We start from the raw sequence: 17,165 nt of genomic DNA on the forward strand, positions 1-17,165 counted from the left end.
TGTGGACGCGCGGCAGCACCCCGATTGGGCGGGCGCCAGGTGAGCGGCCAGACCAGCATCTCTTTGCCAGGCAAGCGCATTGCGCGATACCGGGCCGGGACACCGTTCAGGGTTCAGATTTGATGGATTTCCGCATCACCGCCGATGACCGTGTCGGGGCTCAGCCTGGCAGGAAAGCCAAACCCGCGCAGCGTTCCGCCTCAGCCAAGAGCCGGGAACGCGTCGAGCCTTCAATGGGCCGCTCCGTTGGGGTGTTTGTGGACGATGAACGCACGGGCGGGGCCTCACCCGGGCCCAAGGGCGCCAAGCGCCCCGCGCAAAAACGCGGCAAGGCAACGCCACCCCGTCGCCCCGGCAAGCCCAAGCGCCGTCGTTCGGGCGCGGGCGGCTTTCTGATCGGCGTGCTCCATTGGGGCTTTGTCTTATGCCTTTGGGTCGGCATCGCCATCGCCGGCGTCGTGGTTTACTACGGCGCGCAACTGCCATCCTCTGACACCTGGGCTGTGCCGGATCGGCCGCCCAATATCCGCATCCTTGCCGCTGACGGGCAACTGATTTCCAATCGCGGCCAAACCGGCGGCGAAGCCACCGTGCTACGTGAGCTGCCGCAATATGTGCCCGCGGCGCTGCTCGCCATCGAGGATCGGCGCTTTTACGACCACTTCGGCGTCGATATTGTCGGCCTTGCCGCCGTGGCGGTGGAAAGCCTGCAGGCTGGACGCGTCACCCGTGGCGCCTCGACCATTACCCAGCAGCTGGCCAAGAACCTCTTTCTCACCCCCGACCAGACAATTGGGCGCAAGGTGCAGGAAGCGCTGCTCGCCGTGTGGCTCGAGCAGAACTATTCCAAGGACGAAATCCTCGAGCTTTATCTCAACCGCGTGTTCTTCGGCCACAATTCCTACGGCATCGAGGCGGCGGCGCAGACCTATTTTGGCAAATCCGCCCGCAATCTGTCCCTGGGGGAAGCGGCCATGCTGGCCGGTTCGCTCCAGGCGCCATCTCGCCTCAATCCCAAGTCTGATCCTGCCGCCACCTCGGCGCGACAAAAGCTCGTCCTCAGTGCCATGGCCGAAGAGGGTTATATCACCCGCGAGGAGGCCCAGGCCGCCCAGATCGATCCCGATCAGACCATCCGCACCAAGGTGGCCGGCTCGGAATCCTATGTCGCCGATTGGGTGGAGTCATTGATGACCGCCTATATCGGTGAGATCGAAGGCGATGTGGTGGTCTCTACCACGGTCGACTGGGACCTGCAGAAGCAGGCCGAGTTCATCGTGCGTGAGGCGGTGGCCAATGAAGGCCCCAAGCGCGGCTTCACCCAGGGTGCGCTCGTGGCCATGGATGTGGATGGTACCGTTCGCGCCATGGTGGGTGGCGTGGATTACCAGGCCAGCCAATACAACCGCGCCGTCACGGCCAAGCGCCAGCCCGGTTCGACCTTCAAGCCATTCGTGTATCTCGCGGCCATGGAAAAGGGCTACACCCCTGATACCCTCGCCGAGGACGCGCAGTTCGAATATCAGGGCTGGAGTCCGCGCAATGCTTCGGGAAAGTATGCCGGCACGGTAACGCTGCGCCAGGGCCTGGCTTATTCGCTCAACACCATCGCCGCACGGCTCGCCATTGATGTCACGCCCCAGGCGGTGATCGATACCGCCATGCGGATGGGCATTTCCTCGCCACTGACGGCGGTGCCCTCGATTGCGCTCGGAACCCAGGAGGTGAACTTGCTTGAGCTCACTTCCGCCTATGCACCCTTTGCCAATGGCGGCATGGGCGTGATCCCCAATGTGATCACCCGCATCGAAAGCAAGGACGGCGAGGTGCTTTACGAGGCCAGCACTGCCGGCCCGGGCCGCGTTATTGCCCCCAATATCCTGGCCGAAATGAACGACATGCTCAAAACCGCCGTGGAAGTGGGCACCGGCAAGGGCGCCAACCTCAATGGCTGGCCCTTCGGGGGCAAGACCGGTACCAGCCAGGAATCCAAGGATGCGCTGTTTGTCGGCTATACCGCACGCATGGTCACTGGCGTGTGGCTGGGCAATGACGACAACACCAAGACCACGCTGTCCGGCGGTAATGTGCCGGCAGCGATCTGGAGCCAGTTCATGACCAAGGCCCATGAAGGGCTCGAAGTGGCGCAGATTCCAGCCGGCTCCGGTGAGGCCAGCGGGGCCGGGGGTGCGGTCTCCAGCCAGCCGGTTGCCCAGCCGGTTTATGATCCCCAAACCGGTCAGCAAGCCGTCGACCCGACGACCGGTCAGCCCATGGTGCAATATGTGGATCCGGCGACCGGCGAGCCGGTGGACGGCTTTGCTGAAGCAGCTTCTGCTCCCGCAGCGCAGATCGATCCCACTACGGGCCTGCCGGTCGATGCTGGCCAGTCGGCTCCGGCGATCGATCAGGCTACCGGCTACCCCGCCGGGACCATCGTTGACGCCTCGGGCCAGCAGATCGATCCTGCCACGGGCTATCCCGTGGGCGAGGCAGCTCCAGGCTTTGACAACACCCCGATCGATCCTGACACCGGCATGCCCATGCAACTGGTGGTGGATCCGGCAACCGGCCAGGAGGTTTGGGTCCCGAGCCAGCCCGCGCAGCAGGCCCAGCCGCAATGGCAACAACAGCAGCCCCAGGGCATCCAGCCGCCGGGCGACTTCGTAGCGCCCCAGCCGGTGGAAAGTTTTGCGCCGCCCCAGCCGGTGCAAACCCAGCCCGCCCCCAGTGGCGAGCGCAAGCCGCGCACGCTGATGGACATGATCTTTGGTGGTTGAACTGGTTCTTCGGGGCTAATTAGCGCGAAACGCCATCAGCTCGCGGCCATGGGTCTTGAGCCAGGCCCGGCCGCGATCCATCTCGGGCAGGGTGCGCTTGACGGTGGCCCAAAAGGCCGGAGAATGGTTCATCTCCACCAGGTGAGCGACCTCATGGGCCGCCACATAATCGAGCACGAAGGGCGGCGCGAGGATCAGCCGCCAGTTATAGTTGAGGCTGCCGCTCGATGAGCACGAGCCCCAGCGGCTGGCCTGGTCGCGCATGGTGATCGAGCGCACGGTGACCCCGAGCCCGGCGGCATGGTGGGCGCTGCGCAGCTTGAGCTCGCGCGCCGCCTCTTCCTTGAGCCAATCAACGAGCCGGCGGGCGCGGTGCGCCGGCTCTCCTGGCACAAACAACACTTTCTCCCCATCCTGCTCGCTGATCTCGACCCGGCCGCGCAGCTTGCCCGTGGCAATGATCCGGTGCGGGATGCCGCGCAGGGGCACCAGCACGCCATCGGCAAAACTGACCGGCCCGGTTGTGCCATCGAGCCGTTCGGCCAGCCAGCCGGTTTGGCGCTGCAAAAAGGCTTCGGCGTCGCTCCAGCGGCCGCCGGGCGGCAGGGTCAGCACCGGCGTGCCGTCATGGGGAATGGACAGGCGATAGGAGCGCGCGCGGGCATGGGTGCGCACGGCAACGCTCACGGTGCGATCGGCAATCCGGATCTCGGTCGAGGGAGGGATTTTGCTTTTAAAGAACAGGGCAGTGGTCCGCAGCGAATCAGCCACGCCCAGACTAGCGCGCCCGCCAGCCACACCCCAAGAAAAAGGCGCCTTCCTTGCGGAAGACGCCTTTGCTAATGCGGTCCCGGGCAGGGCTTAGCTGCCCCAGTTGGCCGTGTTGTTGTCGCCATAACCCTGGCGGGTGCCGTTACGCTCGCTCATGAAGCGGTCGAACTCTTCGCGGTCCTTGGCCTTGTGCAGATTGGCCATGTATTCGCGAAAGGCCTCGATCTCTTCGTCGAGCCGGCGACGCTCTTCCTCAAGCCGGCGCAACTGCTCGCTGCGATACTCGTCAAAGGCGGCATTGCCGCTCGAGGACGCTGCAAAGCCACCGCTAAAGCCAGCCGGCTTGTTGGACGAAACAAAGGAGCGAGCCTTGTTCCAATAGGCCTGGGCCTTTTCAGGCGAGCCGCCAAATTTTTCACCCCACAGGATATAGCCAAGAACGGCCAGACCCAGGGGCCAGAAGATGATAAAGCCTAAAACCATCAGGGCGATGGTCAGGGGGGACCAAGCCGGTTTGATAAGGGCAGTGTTCATGTTTCGCATTCTCCCAGTCACAACAGGGAATACGTGGTCCCCTCGGGCGCAGGATCAAGCATGACGGACCAAAAATTTCGTCTTGAATCATACGCCCGCCATTTCCATGCGCTATGGAGGGGTTTCCGCGGGAGGCGCGCGCCATGAGTTCAGTTGAAACGGCCGACGGGCTGCTGCGGCCTTCCACCTGGCGCCGGCTCCGGCTTGAAACCCTGGTCTTGCTGCGCTGGCTAGCCCTTGCCGGCCAAACCATTGGCGTGTTGTTCGTGGCGTTCGGGCTGGGCTATCCGGTGCCGCTAATGGAATGCGCTGTGTTGATCGGGCTTTCCGCCGCGCTCAATATCTGGCTCGTCTTGCGCTTTGGTCCCGCCCACCGGCCCACCTCACTCTTTATCGCGAGCCAGATCGCCTATGACTGCCTGCAGCTTGGCGGCCTGCTGGCGCTGACCGGGGGGCTGCATAATCCCTTTTCGGTGCTGCTGCTGGCCCCTGTATCGGTCTCGGCAACCACTTTGCCGCGCCGCGACACGCTTCTCATCGCGCTTCTCGCCGCCCTGATCGCCTCCATACTAGCGGTCTGGCACCTGCCGCTGCCCTGGAGCCCCAATGAGCGCATTGTTTTCAATCGCATCTATGTGGTTGGCATCTGGGTCGCCATTATCTGCGGCCTGACCTTCATTACCTTTTATATCAACCGCGTCGCCCATGAAGCCCGCCAGATCGGGGACGCCCTGGCAGCAACCGAGTTGGCGCTGTCACGACGGGAGCAACTTTCGGCCCTTGATGGACTTGCCGCCGCCGCTGCCCATGAATTGGGGACGCCCCTTTCCACCATTGCTCTCGCCGCCAAGGAGATGCGGGCCGAAGTCCCGCCCGGGAGCGATCTGGCCAGTGACGTGGAATTGATCATCAGTCAGGCTGCGCGCTGTCGCGCCATTCTCTCTAAATTGCGCAATCTTGGCAGCGAAGGCGGCGATCCCTTTGCGGCGGCGCCCCTGACCGATCTGTTGTCCGAAGTCGCTCGTCCTCATGAGGCGCTCGGCAAGACCATCCTGTTTGATGTGGACGGTGCGGGTGGTGAGCCTCCGGTGTTCCAGCGCAGCGTCGGTCTGCTTTATGGCCTGGGCAATCTCATTGAGAATGCCACCGATTTCGCCCGCAGCACTGTTCGTGTCGGCGTCCGCTGGGATGCTGACAGCGTGTGCGTGACCATTGCCGATGATGGGCCCGGTTTTGCCCCCGAGCTGATCGCCCGACTGGGCGAGCCTTATCTCACGACGCGGCCGCGCGATCCTCAAGGCAGCGATGCCCATCAGCCAGGGGGACTTGGGCTCGGCATTTTCATTGCCAAGACGCTGCTGGAGCGCACGGGCGCACGGCTAGAATTCAAAAATGCTGACCCAGAAGGGCACGCCCAAGTAACCATTGTTTGGCCACGTTCAGCCGTGGAGGGCTGAAACAGCCGCCGGGCTTTTGCTTTTTGCGCCTGCAATACCTAAATAAGGCGCATGAGCACGATTGAAGAACTTTTGGCCGCCGATTCCAGCTTGTTGCTGGTGGACGACGATGCCGCATTCCTGCAGCGCCTCGAGCGCGCCATGGCCCGGCGCGGCTTTGACGTCCGCTCCGCTGGCTCGGTTGCCGAAGGGCTTGCCGCGGTGGCCGAACGCGCCCCGGCCTATGCGGTGGTCGACTTGCGGCTCGAAGATGGCAATGGCCTTGAAGTGGTCTCGGCTCTGCACCAGCAGCGTCCAGATGCCCGGGCCGTGGTGCTGACCGGCTATGGCAATATCGCGACGGCGGTGACGGCGGTCAAGCTCGGTGCTGTGGACTACCTCTCCAAGCCCGCCGACGCCGACGATGTCATCAATGCGCTGCTGGCCACCGGGGAAGACAAGCCCGAGCCGCCGGAAAACCCGATGTCGGCCGACCGGGTGCGCTGGGAGCATATCCAGCGCGTCTATGAACTATGCGACCGCAATGTTTCGGAAACCGCGCGGCGTCTCAACATGCACCGCCGCACGCTGCAGCGCATCCTCGCCAAGCGCGCCCCACGCTGATGTCTAGTCGAGCCGGCCGAGGCCGCGCTCGCCCCTGAGGGCCGGATCCATCAAGCCATGGATCCGCTCCGCGCCCAGTCGCGCCAATTGCAACAACAGCGCCCGCCGCCGCGCCGGGGGGAGCGGCGTGTCGGGGCTCGGACGCAGCACCGCTCCTTCATGCCCATCGGCCACGATCAGCCCTTCGCTATCCGGAAAGATCTCCGCGCCCAGTTCGGGCGGCTTGGCAAAAAAGAAGCGGTCGGAAAAGGCCCGGTATTCCGGCCATTTCGTATCCACCTGAAAATCCTGCAGGCTCGATTTGATCTCGACGATCCAGATCTCGCCCTTGGGGCCGACCGCCAGCACATCGGCGCGCCGGCCATTGCTCAATGGCACCTCGGCATAGGGGGCCATATTGTAAACGTCGCGCAAGAGGCGCATCACGCCGCGCTGCACCCGCAGGGCCGTGGGCGATTGGCGCCCATCGACAATGGGGGGCAACTCAGCCATGGGGCGCGGGCGCCGGCGTGCCCGTCACGGGCAGCACTGCATTGCGAGTGGAAAGGGCGCGCACGGCCAGCAGGCCCGCGGCGAGCACGGGCAGGCAGATCAGGTAGGAATTGCGGATGCCCAGATATTCAGCCACGAAGCCCAAAAGGGGCGGGGCAAGGAAAAACACCACAAAGCTGATCTGCCCAAGGGCTGCAACATTGACGGCCGAGGGGCGGTCGGTGCGCTGCGCGGCGGCCGAAACGGCCAGCGGATAAACGGCGCTACAGCCAATGCCCATCAGGGCAAAGCCCGTCAGGGCCAACCCCGGCGAGGGCGCAAGGCCAACCAGCAGGGTCCCGCAGGCGGCAAGCCCAAGCAGGATGGTCGCAACCAGCCTCGGCCCCAGCCGCTCGACCACGGGATCGACGGTGAGGCGCGTAACGGCCATGAAGAAGGAAAAGAGCGTGAGGCTGAGCCCGCCGATAAACGGCTCCACCGCAAACACATCGCGCATATAGATGGCAGACCAGTCGATGCCCGCCCCTTCAATGAGGAAGGCGGCAATGCCGATGATGCAAAGGGGCAGCAACCCCAGGGTCGGGAAGGCAATGCGCGGCGTGTCGCCCTGATGCCCGTCAGTCCGGCGCGGTGCACTGCGCATGCCCGCGATCATGTAGCCGCCAACGCCCAGCACGACGAGCGCGATCAGCGCCAGATGCAGCTGCATCGAGAGCTGGGACTGGCGCACCACGGCGCCGAAGAGGGCGGTGACGAAAAAGCCGGCGCTCCAGAACCCATGGGCGCGGTTCATGAACCGCTTGCCATATTGCGCCTCGAGCCGGTCGATCTCGACATTGAGGTTGATCTCGAGCGCACCCGACAGCAGCCCCGTGCAAAAGAACACCGCAAACACTGCCGGCGCGACGCCCAGCCAGGGTACGCAGGCAAACAGCAGCGCCGGGCCCAGAACGGTGATGAAGGCGGTGGTCCGGGCGCCCAGCCGGTCAATCAGCGGCGCCGACAGGGTCAGCGACAGCAGCGAGCCAATCGACATGCCGATCAGCGTCAGCCCCAGCTGGCTTTCCGTGACGCCCAGCGCGTGCTGCAGGTCGGGCAACCGCGACAGGAGCGCCCCCGTGGTCAGGGCAAACAGGAAAAAGCAGGCATAGATACGGTGCTGTGGTGCAATCGACATGGCGTGAACTAACTCGGTATGCCGGCAATTCAGCGCGAGAATGGCGCTGCCGGCCTGCCCGCAGGGGGGAGCCAGCGCCAGTCGGGCTGAACGAGGGATGAAAGCCGGCCGAAAGCTAGTGGGTTTCTGCCCAAAGGAAAAGAGCGGGCCGCAAGGTGCCTGCACGGCAAAGAAGAAAAGGCGCCCCAACGGGGCAGCCTTTTTCGTTGGAGCTACTAGAGCTTTTCGATGCACACGGAGGTTGTGCCCCGGTTGCGGAAACCCAGCTTGTTGGCAGCGCCCTTGGAAAGATCGATGATCCGCTTGCCGTGGAATGGACCGCGATCATTGATCGTCACCTGGATGGTCTTGCCCGTGCGCTGGTCGGTCACCCGCAATTTGGTGCCGAAGGGGAGCGAGCGGTGCGCCGCGGTCATGGCATCTTGGTTGAAGATTTGTCCCGATGCCGCGCGCTTGCCGTTAAAGCCCGGGCCGTACCAGGAGGCGCCGCCACATTGGGCGTAGGCGGCCGAGGAAAAGCACAGGGCGGAAGCAGCAACGGCCAGGGTTAACAGAGTCTTTCTAAACAAGCGTCCAGTCTCACTTCAATTGATGTGAGCTGACGATACCCGGCGGGCCGGGGCCAGAATGTGGACTAATTCACCAAAATGCGTTTTCGGGCGGAACCAATGCCGGCAAGGGGCGTTGAGCCGCCCCGATTTGCTGGAATGTGGCGGTAAGTTCCTTGGCGCAGCTAGAATGAGGTTCTAGTTCAAAGCGTCTCGTCGTCGCGGATGCAGCTGAATCGCGCGAACGCGGGATTGTGTTTGCGTGGTGCTGCACATCGGTCACACCAAGCCCACAAGGGCAATAAACGCCGCTTCAGGGTGTTAGTTCCGGGGAAAACCATAGGAGATTGCGGCGATGCTGCTGACAATGCGGCGGCTTTGTGGCGCTCGCATTCTGATATTTGACCAATTGATAAAAGATTGAGGTCGCGCTAGCCTCCCCAAGAAGACTGCAGCAGGGGAGGAGAAACCATGCCGGACGGTGTTCTCAAGGAGGGCATTGCGCCCGCACGGCTCGAACCGGCGCAGTACCGCGCCAATTTCGCCGAACTGCATCCCCCGCTCGACAAGCACGAAGCCTTTGTGGAAGCCGATCGCTGCTACTTCTGCTTTGATGCGCCCTGCATGAATGCTTGCCCCACCAGCATCGATATTCCGCTCTTTATTCGCGAGATCGCGACCGACAATCCGCTGGGGGCAGCCAAGACGATCTTCGAGCAGAATATCTTGGGGGGCATGTGCGCCCGGGTCTGCCCCACCGAGCAGCTTTGTGAGGAAGCCTGCGTACGCGAGGAGGCTGAGGGCAAGCCGGTGCGGATTGGGCTGCTGCAGCGCTATGCCACCGATATCGCGATGAACGAAAACCGGCAGTTCTTCACCCGCGCGCCCGCCACCGGCAAGAGTGTGGCGGTGATCGGCGCGGGGCCCGCGGGACTGGCCGCCGCGCATCGCCTCGCCACCAAGGGCCATGCCGTGGTGATGTTTGATGCCCGCCCCAAGCCTGGCGGGCTCAACGAATATGGCATTGCTTCCTACAAGGCGACCGACAGCTTTGCCCAGGACGAGGTGGATTACGTGACCGCCATAGGCGGCATCGAGATCGTCAATGGCCAGGTGCTCGGGCGCGACCTGACGCTGGAGCGGCTGTGCGAGACCTATGATGCAGTGTTTCTCGGCATTGGTCTGGGGGGCGTCAATGCGCTGCGGGCCGAAAACGAGGATGTGGTCGGTGTCAGCGATGCGGTGGATTTCATCGCTGATCTGCGCCAGGCGGAGGATTTGTCCCGCCTGCCCATCGGGCGGCGGGTGGTGGTGATCGGCGGCGGCATGACGGCGATCGATGCGGCGGTGCAGGCCAAGCTCCTGGGTGCCGAAGAGGTCACGATGGTCTATCGCCGTGGCAAGGAACACATGAACGCTTCGGAATGGGAGCAGGACCTTGCCGCCTCCAAAGGGGTTACTATCCGCCACTGGCTGGCGCCCAAGCGGGTGCTGACCGATGGAGCCAAGGCCACGGGGCTGGAACTGGCTTATACCGCGCTGGTGGATGGCCGGCTGACGGAAACCGGCGAGACCACCACGATTGCCTGCGACCAGATCTTCAAGGCCATCGGGCAAACCCTGGCCATCCAAGGCGGCGGGCCGATCTTGGCGGGCGGCAAGATCGAGGTGGATGCCGAGGGGCGCACCTCCATGCCCAAGGTCTGGGCGGGGGGCGATTGCGCCGCGGGCGGCGATGATCTGACGGTGACGGCCGTGGCCGAAGGGCGCGATGCCGCCGAAAGCATGCACATCTTCCTCATGGGAGGCAGCAATGGCTGACCTGCGCAACAATTTCGTTGGCATCAAGTCGCCCAACCCGTTCTGGCTCGCGTCGGCGCCGCCCACCGACAAGGCCTATAATGTCGAGCGCGCCTTTCGTGCCGGCTGGGGTGGCGTGGTCTGGAAGACGCTGGGCGAAGAGGGCCCGCCCGTTGTCAATGTGAACGGGCCGCGCTATGGCGCGATCTGGGGCGCCGACCGGCGGCTCTTGGGGCTCAACAATATCGAGCTCATCACCGACCGGCAGCTGCAGATCAACCTGCAGGAAATGAAGCAGATCAAGATGGCCTGGCCCGACCGGGCGCTGGTGGCATCGATCATGGTGCCCTGCGTCGAGGAGGCCTGGAAAGCCATCCTGCCGCTGGTGGAGGAAACCGGCGCCGATGGCATCGAGCTCAATTTCGGCTGCCCTCATGGCATGAGCGAGCGCGGCATGGGCGCCGCCGTCGGGCAGGTGCCTGAATATATCGAAATGGTGGTGCGCTGGTGCAAGCAATATACCCGCATGCCGGTAATCACCAAGCTCACGCCCAATGTCACCGATATCCGCAAACCCGCCCGCGCCGCCAAGGCGGGCGGCACTGATGCGGTGTCGCTGATCAACACCATCAACTCCATTGTTTCGGTGGATCTCGACCTCTTTGCACCGACCCCGACCGTGGGTGGCAAGGGCACCCATGGCGGCTATTGCGGCCCGGCAGTCAAACCCATCGCCCTCCATATGGTCGCCGATATTGCGCGCGATCCCAACACCTATGGCCTGCCCATCTCCGGCATTGGAGGAGTGACCACCTGGCGCGATGCGGCCGAGTTCATGGCGCTGGGCGCGGGCAATGTGCAGGTCTGCACCGCCGCCATGACCTATGGCTTCAAGATCGTCGAGGAAATGATCTCGGGGCTCAGCCAGTGGATGGACGAGAAGGGCCATGCCGATCTCGAAGCCTTTACCGGCCGCGCCGTGCGCAATGTCACCGATTGGCAGTATCTGGATCTCGAATACATCGCCAAGGCCAAGATCGACCAGGATCTGTGCATCAAATGCGGGCGCTGCCACATCGCCTGCGAGGACACCTCGCACCAGGCCATCACCAAGGAAAAGGATGGTCGGCGCTATTTCGAGGTCAAGAACGAGGAATGCGTGGGCTGCAATCTGTGCGTCAATGTCTGCCCGGTGGAAGACTGCATCACGATGGAAGCCCTGCCGGTTGGCTCGGTGGATGAGCGCACCGGCCGCGTCGTGACCGGGCGTTATGCCAACTGGACCACCCACCCCAACAATCCCAGCGCGGCGCAAACGCCGATGGGCGACATCTCGGTGGTTGAGCCGGCACAATAGCGCCCTCCCTTCAGCCAAGCACTGGTCAGCGCCCCGCAGCACGGCACTCGCTTGCGGTTAGGCGCTGATGATGCTCGTCCAGCGAGCGTAGGGGTGCGCCTAGTGCTAGCCGCTGACGCCAAATCCAACTCGCAAGAACGTTTAAACCTGCGGAAGGCTCAGACTGCCTCAGGTTAGCGGCGGGCAACGGGATGAGCGTCCGAGCCTTTCCCCCGCCGAACCCTAACGGAGATCAACCATGTTCTACACTGACGGAAAGCTGCAATATCCGGTCCGCGTTGAAACGCCCGATCCACTATTCGCCCGCGCGCTGCAGCAGGCAATCGGCGGCGTGGAAGGCGAAATCCGCGTTTGCATGCAGTATTTCTTCCAGGCCATGGGTGCCCGCGGTAACCCGAAATTCCGTGACCTGTTGCTCAACACCGCCACCGAAGAACTGGGCCATATCGAGATGCTCGCCACGGCTGTGGCCATGAATCTTGAGGGCGCACCAGTCGGCATCAAGGACGAAGTGGCCAAGGACCCGATCGCCAGCGCCGTGCTGGGTGGCATGAACCTCAAGAACTTTTTGTCCGCCGGGCTTTCGGCCATGCCGGTCGATTCCGACGGCGTCCCGTTCGACATGTCCCACATCTATGCCAGCGGCAACATCGCTGCCGACATGACCGCCAATGTCATGGCCGAGTCCACCGGCCGCGTACTGGCCGTCCGGCTCTACAACATGACCAGCGATCCCGGCATGAAGGACATGCTCCAGTTCCTGATCGCCCGCGATACCATGCACCAGAACCAGTGGATGGCCGCGATCGAGGAGCTGGGCGGCGACAAGGGCGTGTTCCCGATCCCCAACAGCCATCCGCAGGCCGAGGAAAAGACCGAATTCGCCTATGGCTTCTTTAGCCATACGCTCGACAAGCAGCCCCCTGAAGGCCGCTGGTCCAAGGGTCCGTCCATCGACGGCAAGGGCGAATTCAGCATTGTGGTCAGCGAGCCCCTGGGCCAGGTCCCCAATCTCGGGCCAGCCCGTCCCAAAGGCGGCGCTCAAAAAGAACAGATGTAAGCCAAGCGGCTTGCACGATTCCGGTGGGGTTGGCTTGTGCCAGCCCCATTATTTTATGGTTCAGCCGACAATCCGCAGCGGAATAAGCCGCACCCGACTTGGTTGTGATCCCATCTGTTCCACGATGCCGCAGTTCACCAAGCGCTGCCGCAGGCCTTTGCCGCCGGTGAGGCGCTTGAAGAGCGGCGGATTGGCCTGGGCGAGCTTGGATCCGATCTGCGCCAGGTCTGCGCCTCCGGTGGTCGTGTCGCTTACCGCCTGCACAATGTTGATGATCTCCTGCCTCTCGGCGGGGGAGAGCGCAATCGCTTGGGGAGGCGTTGTTACAGGGGGGGCTTTCTTGCTGGTAGGGGCGGGCTTGGCGCCTTGCGCAGGCATGACAGACGTGACGCCGGCTGGAGGCTTTGTCGGACTTGCGCAGTCGAGGTTAGGTATACTGGTGAACGACGTGCACGCCGCTTGGAAAGCCTCCGGTGCTTTGCCGGTGCCGAAACCATGCACATCAAGGCCCATGTCGCGCAGATGCAGCGCCAAGGGGGTGAAATCGCGGTCATTGCTGACGAGAGCAATGGTATCGACTTGCCCGCGATGGGCCAGGTTCATGGCCTCGATGGCAAGGCGGATATCGGCAGCGTTCTTGCCTTTGCCCAGGCTTGGTTGCAGCACCAGCATCAAGCCGTGCCTGCTGGCTTCGGCCCGCCAGGGGCCGAGCGTCGGCTCGGCGAAATCACCCACCGCCTTGGCAGTGGTCACCTGGCCGCGCTGCGCCAGTTGCGAGAGCGCTGGCTCAATGCAGCCTGCGCCAATGTTTTCCGCATCAAACAGCACAGCGATCTGCCGCATAATAGTCCCCCCAGCCCCGGCCGCAGGCTAGCGCAGGGGCTCTCTCCAGAGCGTCTTTAAATTGATTGCAATTGCGCGCATCACGCGCCGGTGCGCCGGGGGGTGAGGCCGTGCATGAACAGGTGCTCGAGAAAGCGCGCGGCATCCTCAAAGCGCCCTTCGCCGCCGCGGGCGGGTCCGAGGACGGCGCGCACCTGCACGTCGAAATCGGCGTAATGCTGGGTGGTGGCCCAGATCGAAAAGATCAGGTGATAGGGATCAGTGCGCGCGAGCTTGCCCTGGTCCATCCAGCTCAGCAGCACCTGGGCTTTTTCGTCGACGAGGTTCTTGAGGTCGACCTCGATCATTTCGATGATCCGCGGCGCGCCCTGCAGCATCTCATTGGCAAAGAGCCGGCTTTCGCGCGGAAAGTCGCGCGCCATTTCGAGCTTGCGTCTTATATAGGAGCGGATCTCGGGGAACGGGTCTCCCGCCGCATCCATCTCGCGCAGGGGCGCGAGCCAGGTCTGCAACAGGGCCGCGATCAGGCGGCGATGGATCTCTTCCTTGCGCGGGAAGTAATAGAGCAGGTTGGGCTTGCTCATCCCCGCAACCTCGGCGATCTGGTCGATCGTGGCCCCGCGAAAGCCATGCAGCGAAAACACATCCAGCGCTGCTTCCAGGATAATGTCGTGCTTTTCGCGCTGGATCCGCGTCAGCGGCCGGCTGGGCTTGGCGCCTGGGCCGGCTGCCGCGATCTGCCCATCGGCACCAGCGGCAGGCGCAAGATTTTTCGCATCGGGGGGCGGCATTTTGGCCTTGCGGGAAGTTCTGGGAGTGCTAACGTTTTTCCATATGGTCAAAATTCTTGGGTTCGCCGGGCCACGTCAAGAGCCAAAAGCGCGCACCGAGTTGGTTCTTGGAGGAGTTAGCCGTGGCGTCAACGTCCAGCAGCAGAGCGCCCAATGATCTGAGTGCCTTCTGGATGCCGTTTACCGCCAACCGGCAATTCAAGAAAGCGCCCCGCATGCTCGTTGGGGCCAAGGACATGCACTACACCACCGCCGATGGCCGCCAGATTCTCGATGGCACGGCCGGGCTCTGGTGCGTCAATGCCGGTCATGCCCGGCCACGCATCGTGGAAGCGATCGGCAACCAGGCCGCCGAGCTCGATTATGCGCCTGCTTTCCAGATGGGGCATCCCAAGGCGTTCGAGCTGGCGAGCCGCCTCGTCGACCTCGCGCCCGAAGGGCTCGACCATGTGCTCTACACCAATTCGGGTTCTGAATCGGTGGAAACCGCCCTCAAGGTGGCGCTGGCCTATCATCGGGTGCGCGGCGAAGGCAGCCGTACCCGCTTGATCGGGCGCGAGCGGGGCTATCACGGCGTCAATTTCGGCGGCATCTCGGTGGGCGGCATCGTCACCAACCGCAAGATGTTCGGCACGCTGCTGGCGGGGGTCGATCACCTGCCCCACACCCATAACCTGCAGAAAAACGCCTTCAGCAATGGCTTGCCCCAGCATGGCATGGAACTGGCCGACGAGCTCGAGCGCATCGTGGCCCTCCATGATGCCTCCACCATTGCGGCGGTGATCGTCGAGCCGGTGGCGGGCTCGACCGGCGTCTTGATCCCGCCCGCCGGCTATCTGCAGCGCCTGCGCGAGATTACGAAGAAGCACGGCATCCTGCTGATCTTTGACGAGGTGATCACCGGCTATGGGCGCCTCGGCACGCCCTTCGCGGCCGATTATTTCGGGGTGACGCCCGATATCATGGTCACGGCCAAGGGCCTCACCAATGGCGTCATTCCGATGGGTGCGGTGCTGGTGTCGGCCGAAATCCACGACGCGTTCATGACCGGGCCGGAAAACGCCATCGAGCTGTTCCACGGCTACACTTACTCCGGCAACCCCATCGCCTGTGCCGCCGCGCTCGCCACGCTGGAAACTTACCGGGAAGAAGGGCTGTTGACGCGCGGGGCGGAACTGGCCCCCTATTTCGCCGAGGCGCTGCATTCGCTGCGCGGCGAGCCGCATGTGATCGATATCCGCAATATCGGGCTGGTTGGCGCGGTCGAGCTCGAGCCCATCGCCGGCAGCCCAACCAAGCGGGCCTTCTCGGCCTTTATCAAGGCATTCGAAAGCGGCTATCTGATCCGCACCACTGGGGACATCATTGCGTTGAGCCCACCCCTCATCATTTCGCGCGACCAGATCGACGAACTGGTGGATGGATTGCGCACAGTTTTGCGGAGCATCGAATAATGCGGCTGATCGAAAACGCCGTAGCAGGCAAGCGCTACATTTCCAGCGGCCGGCGTGTGCCGGTGTTCAATCCGGCCACGGGCGAACAATCGGCCGAACTGCCGCTGTCGACGCCCAACGAGCTCGACGCCGCGGTGCAGGCCGCCAAGGCCGCGCAGCCCGTTTGGGGCAATACTCCGCCCATGAAGCGGGCGCGCATCATGTTCCGCTACAAGGCCCTGCTCGACCAGCATGCCGATGAGCTGGCGCGCGAGATTTCACGCGAGCATGGCAAGGTGCATGACGATGCGCTGGGGGAAGTGGCGCGCGGCATCGACTGCGTCGAATTTGCCTGCGGCATTCCCCAACTGCTCAAGGGCGAGTTCTCGCGCAATGTGGGCCCGGCGATCGACTCCTATTCCGAGCGCCAGCCGCTCGGCGTCGTGGCGGGCATCACCCCGTTCAACTTCCCGGCCATGGTGCCGATGTGGATGTATCCAGCGGCCATTGCCTGCGGCAACACCTTCATCCTCAAGCCCTCCGAGCGCGATCCTTCAGCCTCGATGCTGGCCTGGAACCTCTTCATGGATGCGGGCCTGCCCGAAGGGGTGTTCAACATCGTTCATGGCGACAAGGAAATTGTCGACGCCATTCTCGACCATCCCGACATCAAGGCGGTGAGCTTTGTCGGCTCAACCCCGATCGCTGAATATGTGTATCGCCGCGGCACGAGTGCGGGTAAGCGCATGCAGGCGCTGGGCGGGGCCAAGAACCACATGGTGGTGATGCCCGATGCAGATCTCGACCAGGCCGCCGACGCGCTGATGGGCGCCGGTTATGGCTCGGCCGGCGAGCGCTGCATGGCCGTTTCGGTCGCCGTGCCCGTGGGCAGGGAAACTGGCGACGCGCTCATCGCCAAGCTCAAGCCGCGCGTCGAAGCGCTCAAGATCGGCCCGGCCACTGACCCCGATGCCCAGATGGGCCCGGTGGTGACCAAGGCCCATCGCGACAAGATCATCGGCTATATCGACTCTGGCGTTGAGCAGGGCGCCGAGCTCGTGGTCGATGGGCGCAACTTCTCGCTCCAGGGCTATGAAGGCGGCTATTATGTCGGGGGGACCTTGTTCGACAATGTGACCCGCGACATGACCATCTACAAGGAAGAGATCTTCGGGCCGGTGCTCTCGGTGGTGCGCGCGGCGGACTATGCCGAGGCAGTCGATCTCATCAACAGCCACGAATTTGGCAATGGCACCGCGATCTTCACCCGCGATGGCGATGCGGCGCGTGAATTCGCCGACAAGATCGAGGTGGGCATGGTCGGGGTCAATGTGCCAATCCCGGTGCCGGTCGCCTATCATAGCTTTGGCGGCTGGAAGCGCTCGCTCTTTGGCGACCATGCCATTTACGGTCCGGAGGGCGTTCACTTCTATACCCGCCTCAAGACCGTCACCACCCGCTGGCCCGCCGGCATCAAGGGTGGCGCCGAGTTCTCCTTCCCCAGCGTCAAATAAGGACA

At 63.4% G+C, this 17,165-nt stretch carries 15 protein-coding genes; 8 read left to right on the top strand and 7 right to left on the bottom strand.

Going from position 1 to position 17,165, the window contains the following annotated elements; all coding sequences use genetic code 11:
- Positions 1-233: 233 nt before the first annotated feature.
- Complete coding sequence (locus tag HRQ64_RS02010) at positions 234-2,780, top strand: PBP1A family penicillin-binding protein (RefSeq protein WP_172121809.1); 2,547 nt, start codon at positions 234-236, stop codon at positions 2,778-2,780.
- Between the two features lie 15 nt (positions 2,781-2,795).
- Here the strand turns inward: HRQ64_RS02010 and HRQ64_RS02015 are convergent, their stop codons facing one another.
- Together HRQ64_RS02015 and HRQ64_RS02020 are read right to left on the bottom strand one after the other, a co-directional pair.
- Positions 2,796-3,551 (bottom strand): SprT family zinc-dependent metalloprotease, encoded by a 756-nt coding sequence (locus HRQ64_RS02015; protein ID WP_164854680.1) that lies wholly within the window; start codon positions 3,549-3,551, stop codon positions 2,796-2,798.
- Between the two features lie 90 nt (positions 3,552-3,641).
- On the bottom strand, positions 3,642-4,085 hold the full coding sequence (locus HRQ64_RS02020; RefSeq protein WP_127751586.1) for a DUF2852 domain-containing protein: 444 nt from the start codon (positions 4,083-4,085) through the stop codon (positions 3,642-3,644).
- 143 nt (positions 4,086-4,228) lie between these two features.
- On the opposite strand from HRQ64_RS02020, the gene HRQ64_RS02025 reads away from it, so the two are divergent.
- Both HRQ64_RS02025 and HRQ64_RS02030 read left to right on the top strand, forming a co-directional pair.
- A complete protein-coding gene (locus HRQ64_RS02025) occupies positions 4,229-5,542 on the top strand; it encodes an ActS/PrrB/RegB family redox-sensitive histidine kinase (RefSeq protein WP_172121810.1) in 1,314 nt (437 codons plus the stop codon).
- 51 nt (positions 5,543-5,593) lie between these two features.
- Positions 5,594-6,145: an ActR/PrrA/RegA family redox response regulator transcription factor gene (locus HRQ64_RS02030; protein ID WP_127751588.1), complete on the top strand. Its 552-nt coding sequence runs from the start codon at positions 5,594-5,596 to the stop codon at positions 6,143-6,145.
- 3 nt (positions 6,146-6,148) lie between these two features.
- On the opposite strand, the gene HRQ64_RS02035 is transcribed toward HRQ64_RS02030, so the two are convergent.
- The 3 genes from HRQ64_RS02035 to HRQ64_RS02045 all read right to left on the bottom strand — a co-directional run bounded on the left by HRQ64_RS02035 (position 6,149) and on the right by HRQ64_RS02045 (position 8,383).
- Positions 6,149-6,637, bottom strand: coding sequence for an MmcB family DNA repair protein (locus HRQ64_RS02035; RefSeq protein WP_172121811.1), 489 nt, complete (start codon positions 6,635-6,637; stop codon positions 6,149-6,151).
- On the bottom strand, positions 6,630-7,814 hold the full coding sequence (locus HRQ64_RS02040) for an MFS transporter (RefSeq protein ID WP_172121812.1): 1,185 nt from the start codon (positions 7,812-7,814) through the stop codon (positions 6,630-6,632). Before HRQ64_RS02040 ends, HRQ64_RS02035 begins: the two co-directional genes overlap by 8 nt.
- Positions 7,815-8,029: 215 nt before the next feature.
- Complete coding sequence (locus tag HRQ64_RS02045; RefSeq protein ID WP_172121813.1) at positions 8,030-8,383, bottom strand: septal ring lytic transglycosylase RlpA family protein; 354 nt, start codon at positions 8,381-8,383, stop codon at positions 8,030-8,032.
- A gap of 450 nt (positions 8,384-8,833) precedes the next feature.
- Between HRQ64_RS02045 and HRQ64_RS02050 the strand changes: the two genes are divergently transcribed.
- From HRQ64_RS02050 to HRQ64_RS02060, 3 genes are all read left to right on the top strand, one after another.
- Positions 8,834-10,183, top strand: coding sequence for an NAD(P)-dependent oxidoreductase (locus HRQ64_RS02050; protein WP_172121814.1), 1,350 nt, complete (start codon positions 8,834-8,836; stop codon positions 10,181-10,183).
- A complete protein-coding gene (preA, locus tag HRQ64_RS02055) occupies positions 10,176-11,519 on the top strand; it encodes an NAD-dependent dihydropyrimidine dehydrogenase subunit PreA (protein ID WP_172121815.1) in 1,344 nt (447 codons plus the stop codon). Before HRQ64_RS02050 ends, preA begins: the two co-directional genes overlap by 8 nt.
- A gap of 238 nt (positions 11,520-11,757) precedes the next feature.
- Positions 11,758-12,579: a manganese catalase family protein gene (locus HRQ64_RS02060; RefSeq protein ID WP_127751594.1), complete on the top strand. Its 822-nt coding sequence runs from the start codon at positions 11,758-11,760 to the stop codon at positions 12,577-12,579.
- A gap of 60 nt (positions 12,580-12,639) precedes the next feature.
- On the opposite strand, the gene HRQ64_RS02065 is transcribed toward HRQ64_RS02060, so the two are convergent.
- Together HRQ64_RS02065 and HRQ64_RS02070 are read right to left on the bottom strand one after the other, a co-directional pair.
- Positions 12,640-13,422 carry an NYN domain-containing protein gene (locus HRQ64_RS02065; RefSeq protein WP_172121816.1) on the bottom strand — a complete coding sequence of 261 codons (783 nt, stop codon included), beginning with the start codon at positions 13,420-13,422 and terminating at the stop codon, positions 12,640-12,642.
- A gap of 80 nt (positions 13,423-13,502) precedes the next feature.
- Complete coding sequence (locus HRQ64_RS02070; protein ID WP_172121817.1) at positions 13,503-14,213, bottom strand: TetR family transcriptional regulator C-terminal domain-containing protein; 711 nt, start codon at positions 14,211-14,213, stop codon at positions 13,503-13,505.
- 173 nt (positions 14,214-14,386) lie between these two features.
- On the opposite strand from HRQ64_RS02070, the gene HRQ64_RS02075 reads away from it, so the two are divergent.
- The gene (locus HRQ64_RS02075; RefSeq protein ID WP_172124745.1) at positions 14,387-15,667 is read left to right on the top strand and encodes an aspartate aminotransferase family protein; all 1,281 of its coding nucleotides are present in this window, start codon (positions 14,387-14,389) and stop codon (positions 15,665-15,667) included.
- A complete protein-coding gene (locus tag HRQ64_RS02080; RefSeq protein WP_172121818.1) occupies positions 15,667-17,160 on the top strand; it encodes a CoA-acylating methylmalonate-semialdehyde dehydrogenase in 1,494 nt (497 codons plus the stop codon). Before HRQ64_RS02075 ends, HRQ64_RS02080 begins: the two co-directional genes overlap by 1 nt.
- The last annotated feature ends 5 nt before the right edge of the window (positions 17,161-17,165 follow it).

The sequence above is a fragment of the Devosia sp. 919 genome (assembly GCF_013185965.1).
Classification (GTDB): domain Bacteria; phylum Pseudomonadota; class Alphaproteobacteria; order Rhizobiales; family Devosiaceae; genus Devosia.

Coding starts and splice junctions, on each gene's coding strand:
- HRQ64_RS02010 (WP_172121809.1), top strand. CDS start 234: ATGGGCCGCTCCGTTGGGGTGTTTGTGGACGATGAACGCACGGGCGGG.
- HRQ64_RS02020 (WP_127751586.1), bottom strand. CDS start 4,085: ATGAACACTGCCCTTATCAAACCGGCTTGGTCCCCCCTGACCATCGCC.
- HRQ64_RS02025 (WP_172121810.1), top strand. CDS start 4,229: ATGAGTTCAGTTGAAACGGCCGACGGGCTGCTGCGGCCTTCCACCTGG.
- HRQ64_RS02030 (WP_127751588.1), top strand. CDS start 5,594: ATGAGCACGATTGAAGAACTTTTGGCCGCCGATTCCAGCTTGTTGCTG.
- HRQ64_RS02035 (WP_172121811.1), bottom strand. CDS start 6,637: ATGGCTGAGTTGCCCCCCATTGTCGATGGGCGCCAATCGCCCACGGCC.
- HRQ64_RS02040 (WP_172121812.1), bottom strand. CDS start 7,814: ATGTCGATTGCACCACAGCACCGTATCTATGCCTGCTTTTTCCTGTTT.
- HRQ64_RS02050 (WP_172121814.1), top strand. CDS start 8,834: ATGCCGGACGGTGTTCTCAAGGAGGGCATTGCGCCCGCACGGCTCGAA.
- preA (WP_172121815.1), top strand. CDS start 10,176: ATGGCTGACCTGCGCAACAATTTCGTTGGCATCAAGTCGCCCAACCCG.
- HRQ64_RS02060 (WP_127751594.1), top strand. CDS start 11,758: ATGTTCTACACTGACGGAAAGCTGCAATATCCGGTCCGCGTTGAAACG.
- HRQ64_RS02065 (WP_172121816.1), bottom strand. CDS start 13,422: ATGCGGCAGATCGCTGTGCTGTTTGATGCGGAAAACATTGGCGCAGGC.
- HRQ64_RS02070 (WP_172121817.1), bottom strand. CDS start 14,213: ATGCCGCCCCCCGATGCGAAAAATCTTGCGCCTGCCGCTGGTGCCGAT.
- HRQ64_RS02075 (WP_172124745.1), top strand. CDS start 14,387: ATGCCGTTTACCGCCAACCGGCAATTCAAGAAAGCGCCCCGCATGCTC.
- HRQ64_RS02080 (WP_172121818.1), top strand. CDS start 15,667: ATGCGGCTGATCGAAAACGCCGTAGCAGGCAAGCGCTACATTTCCAGC.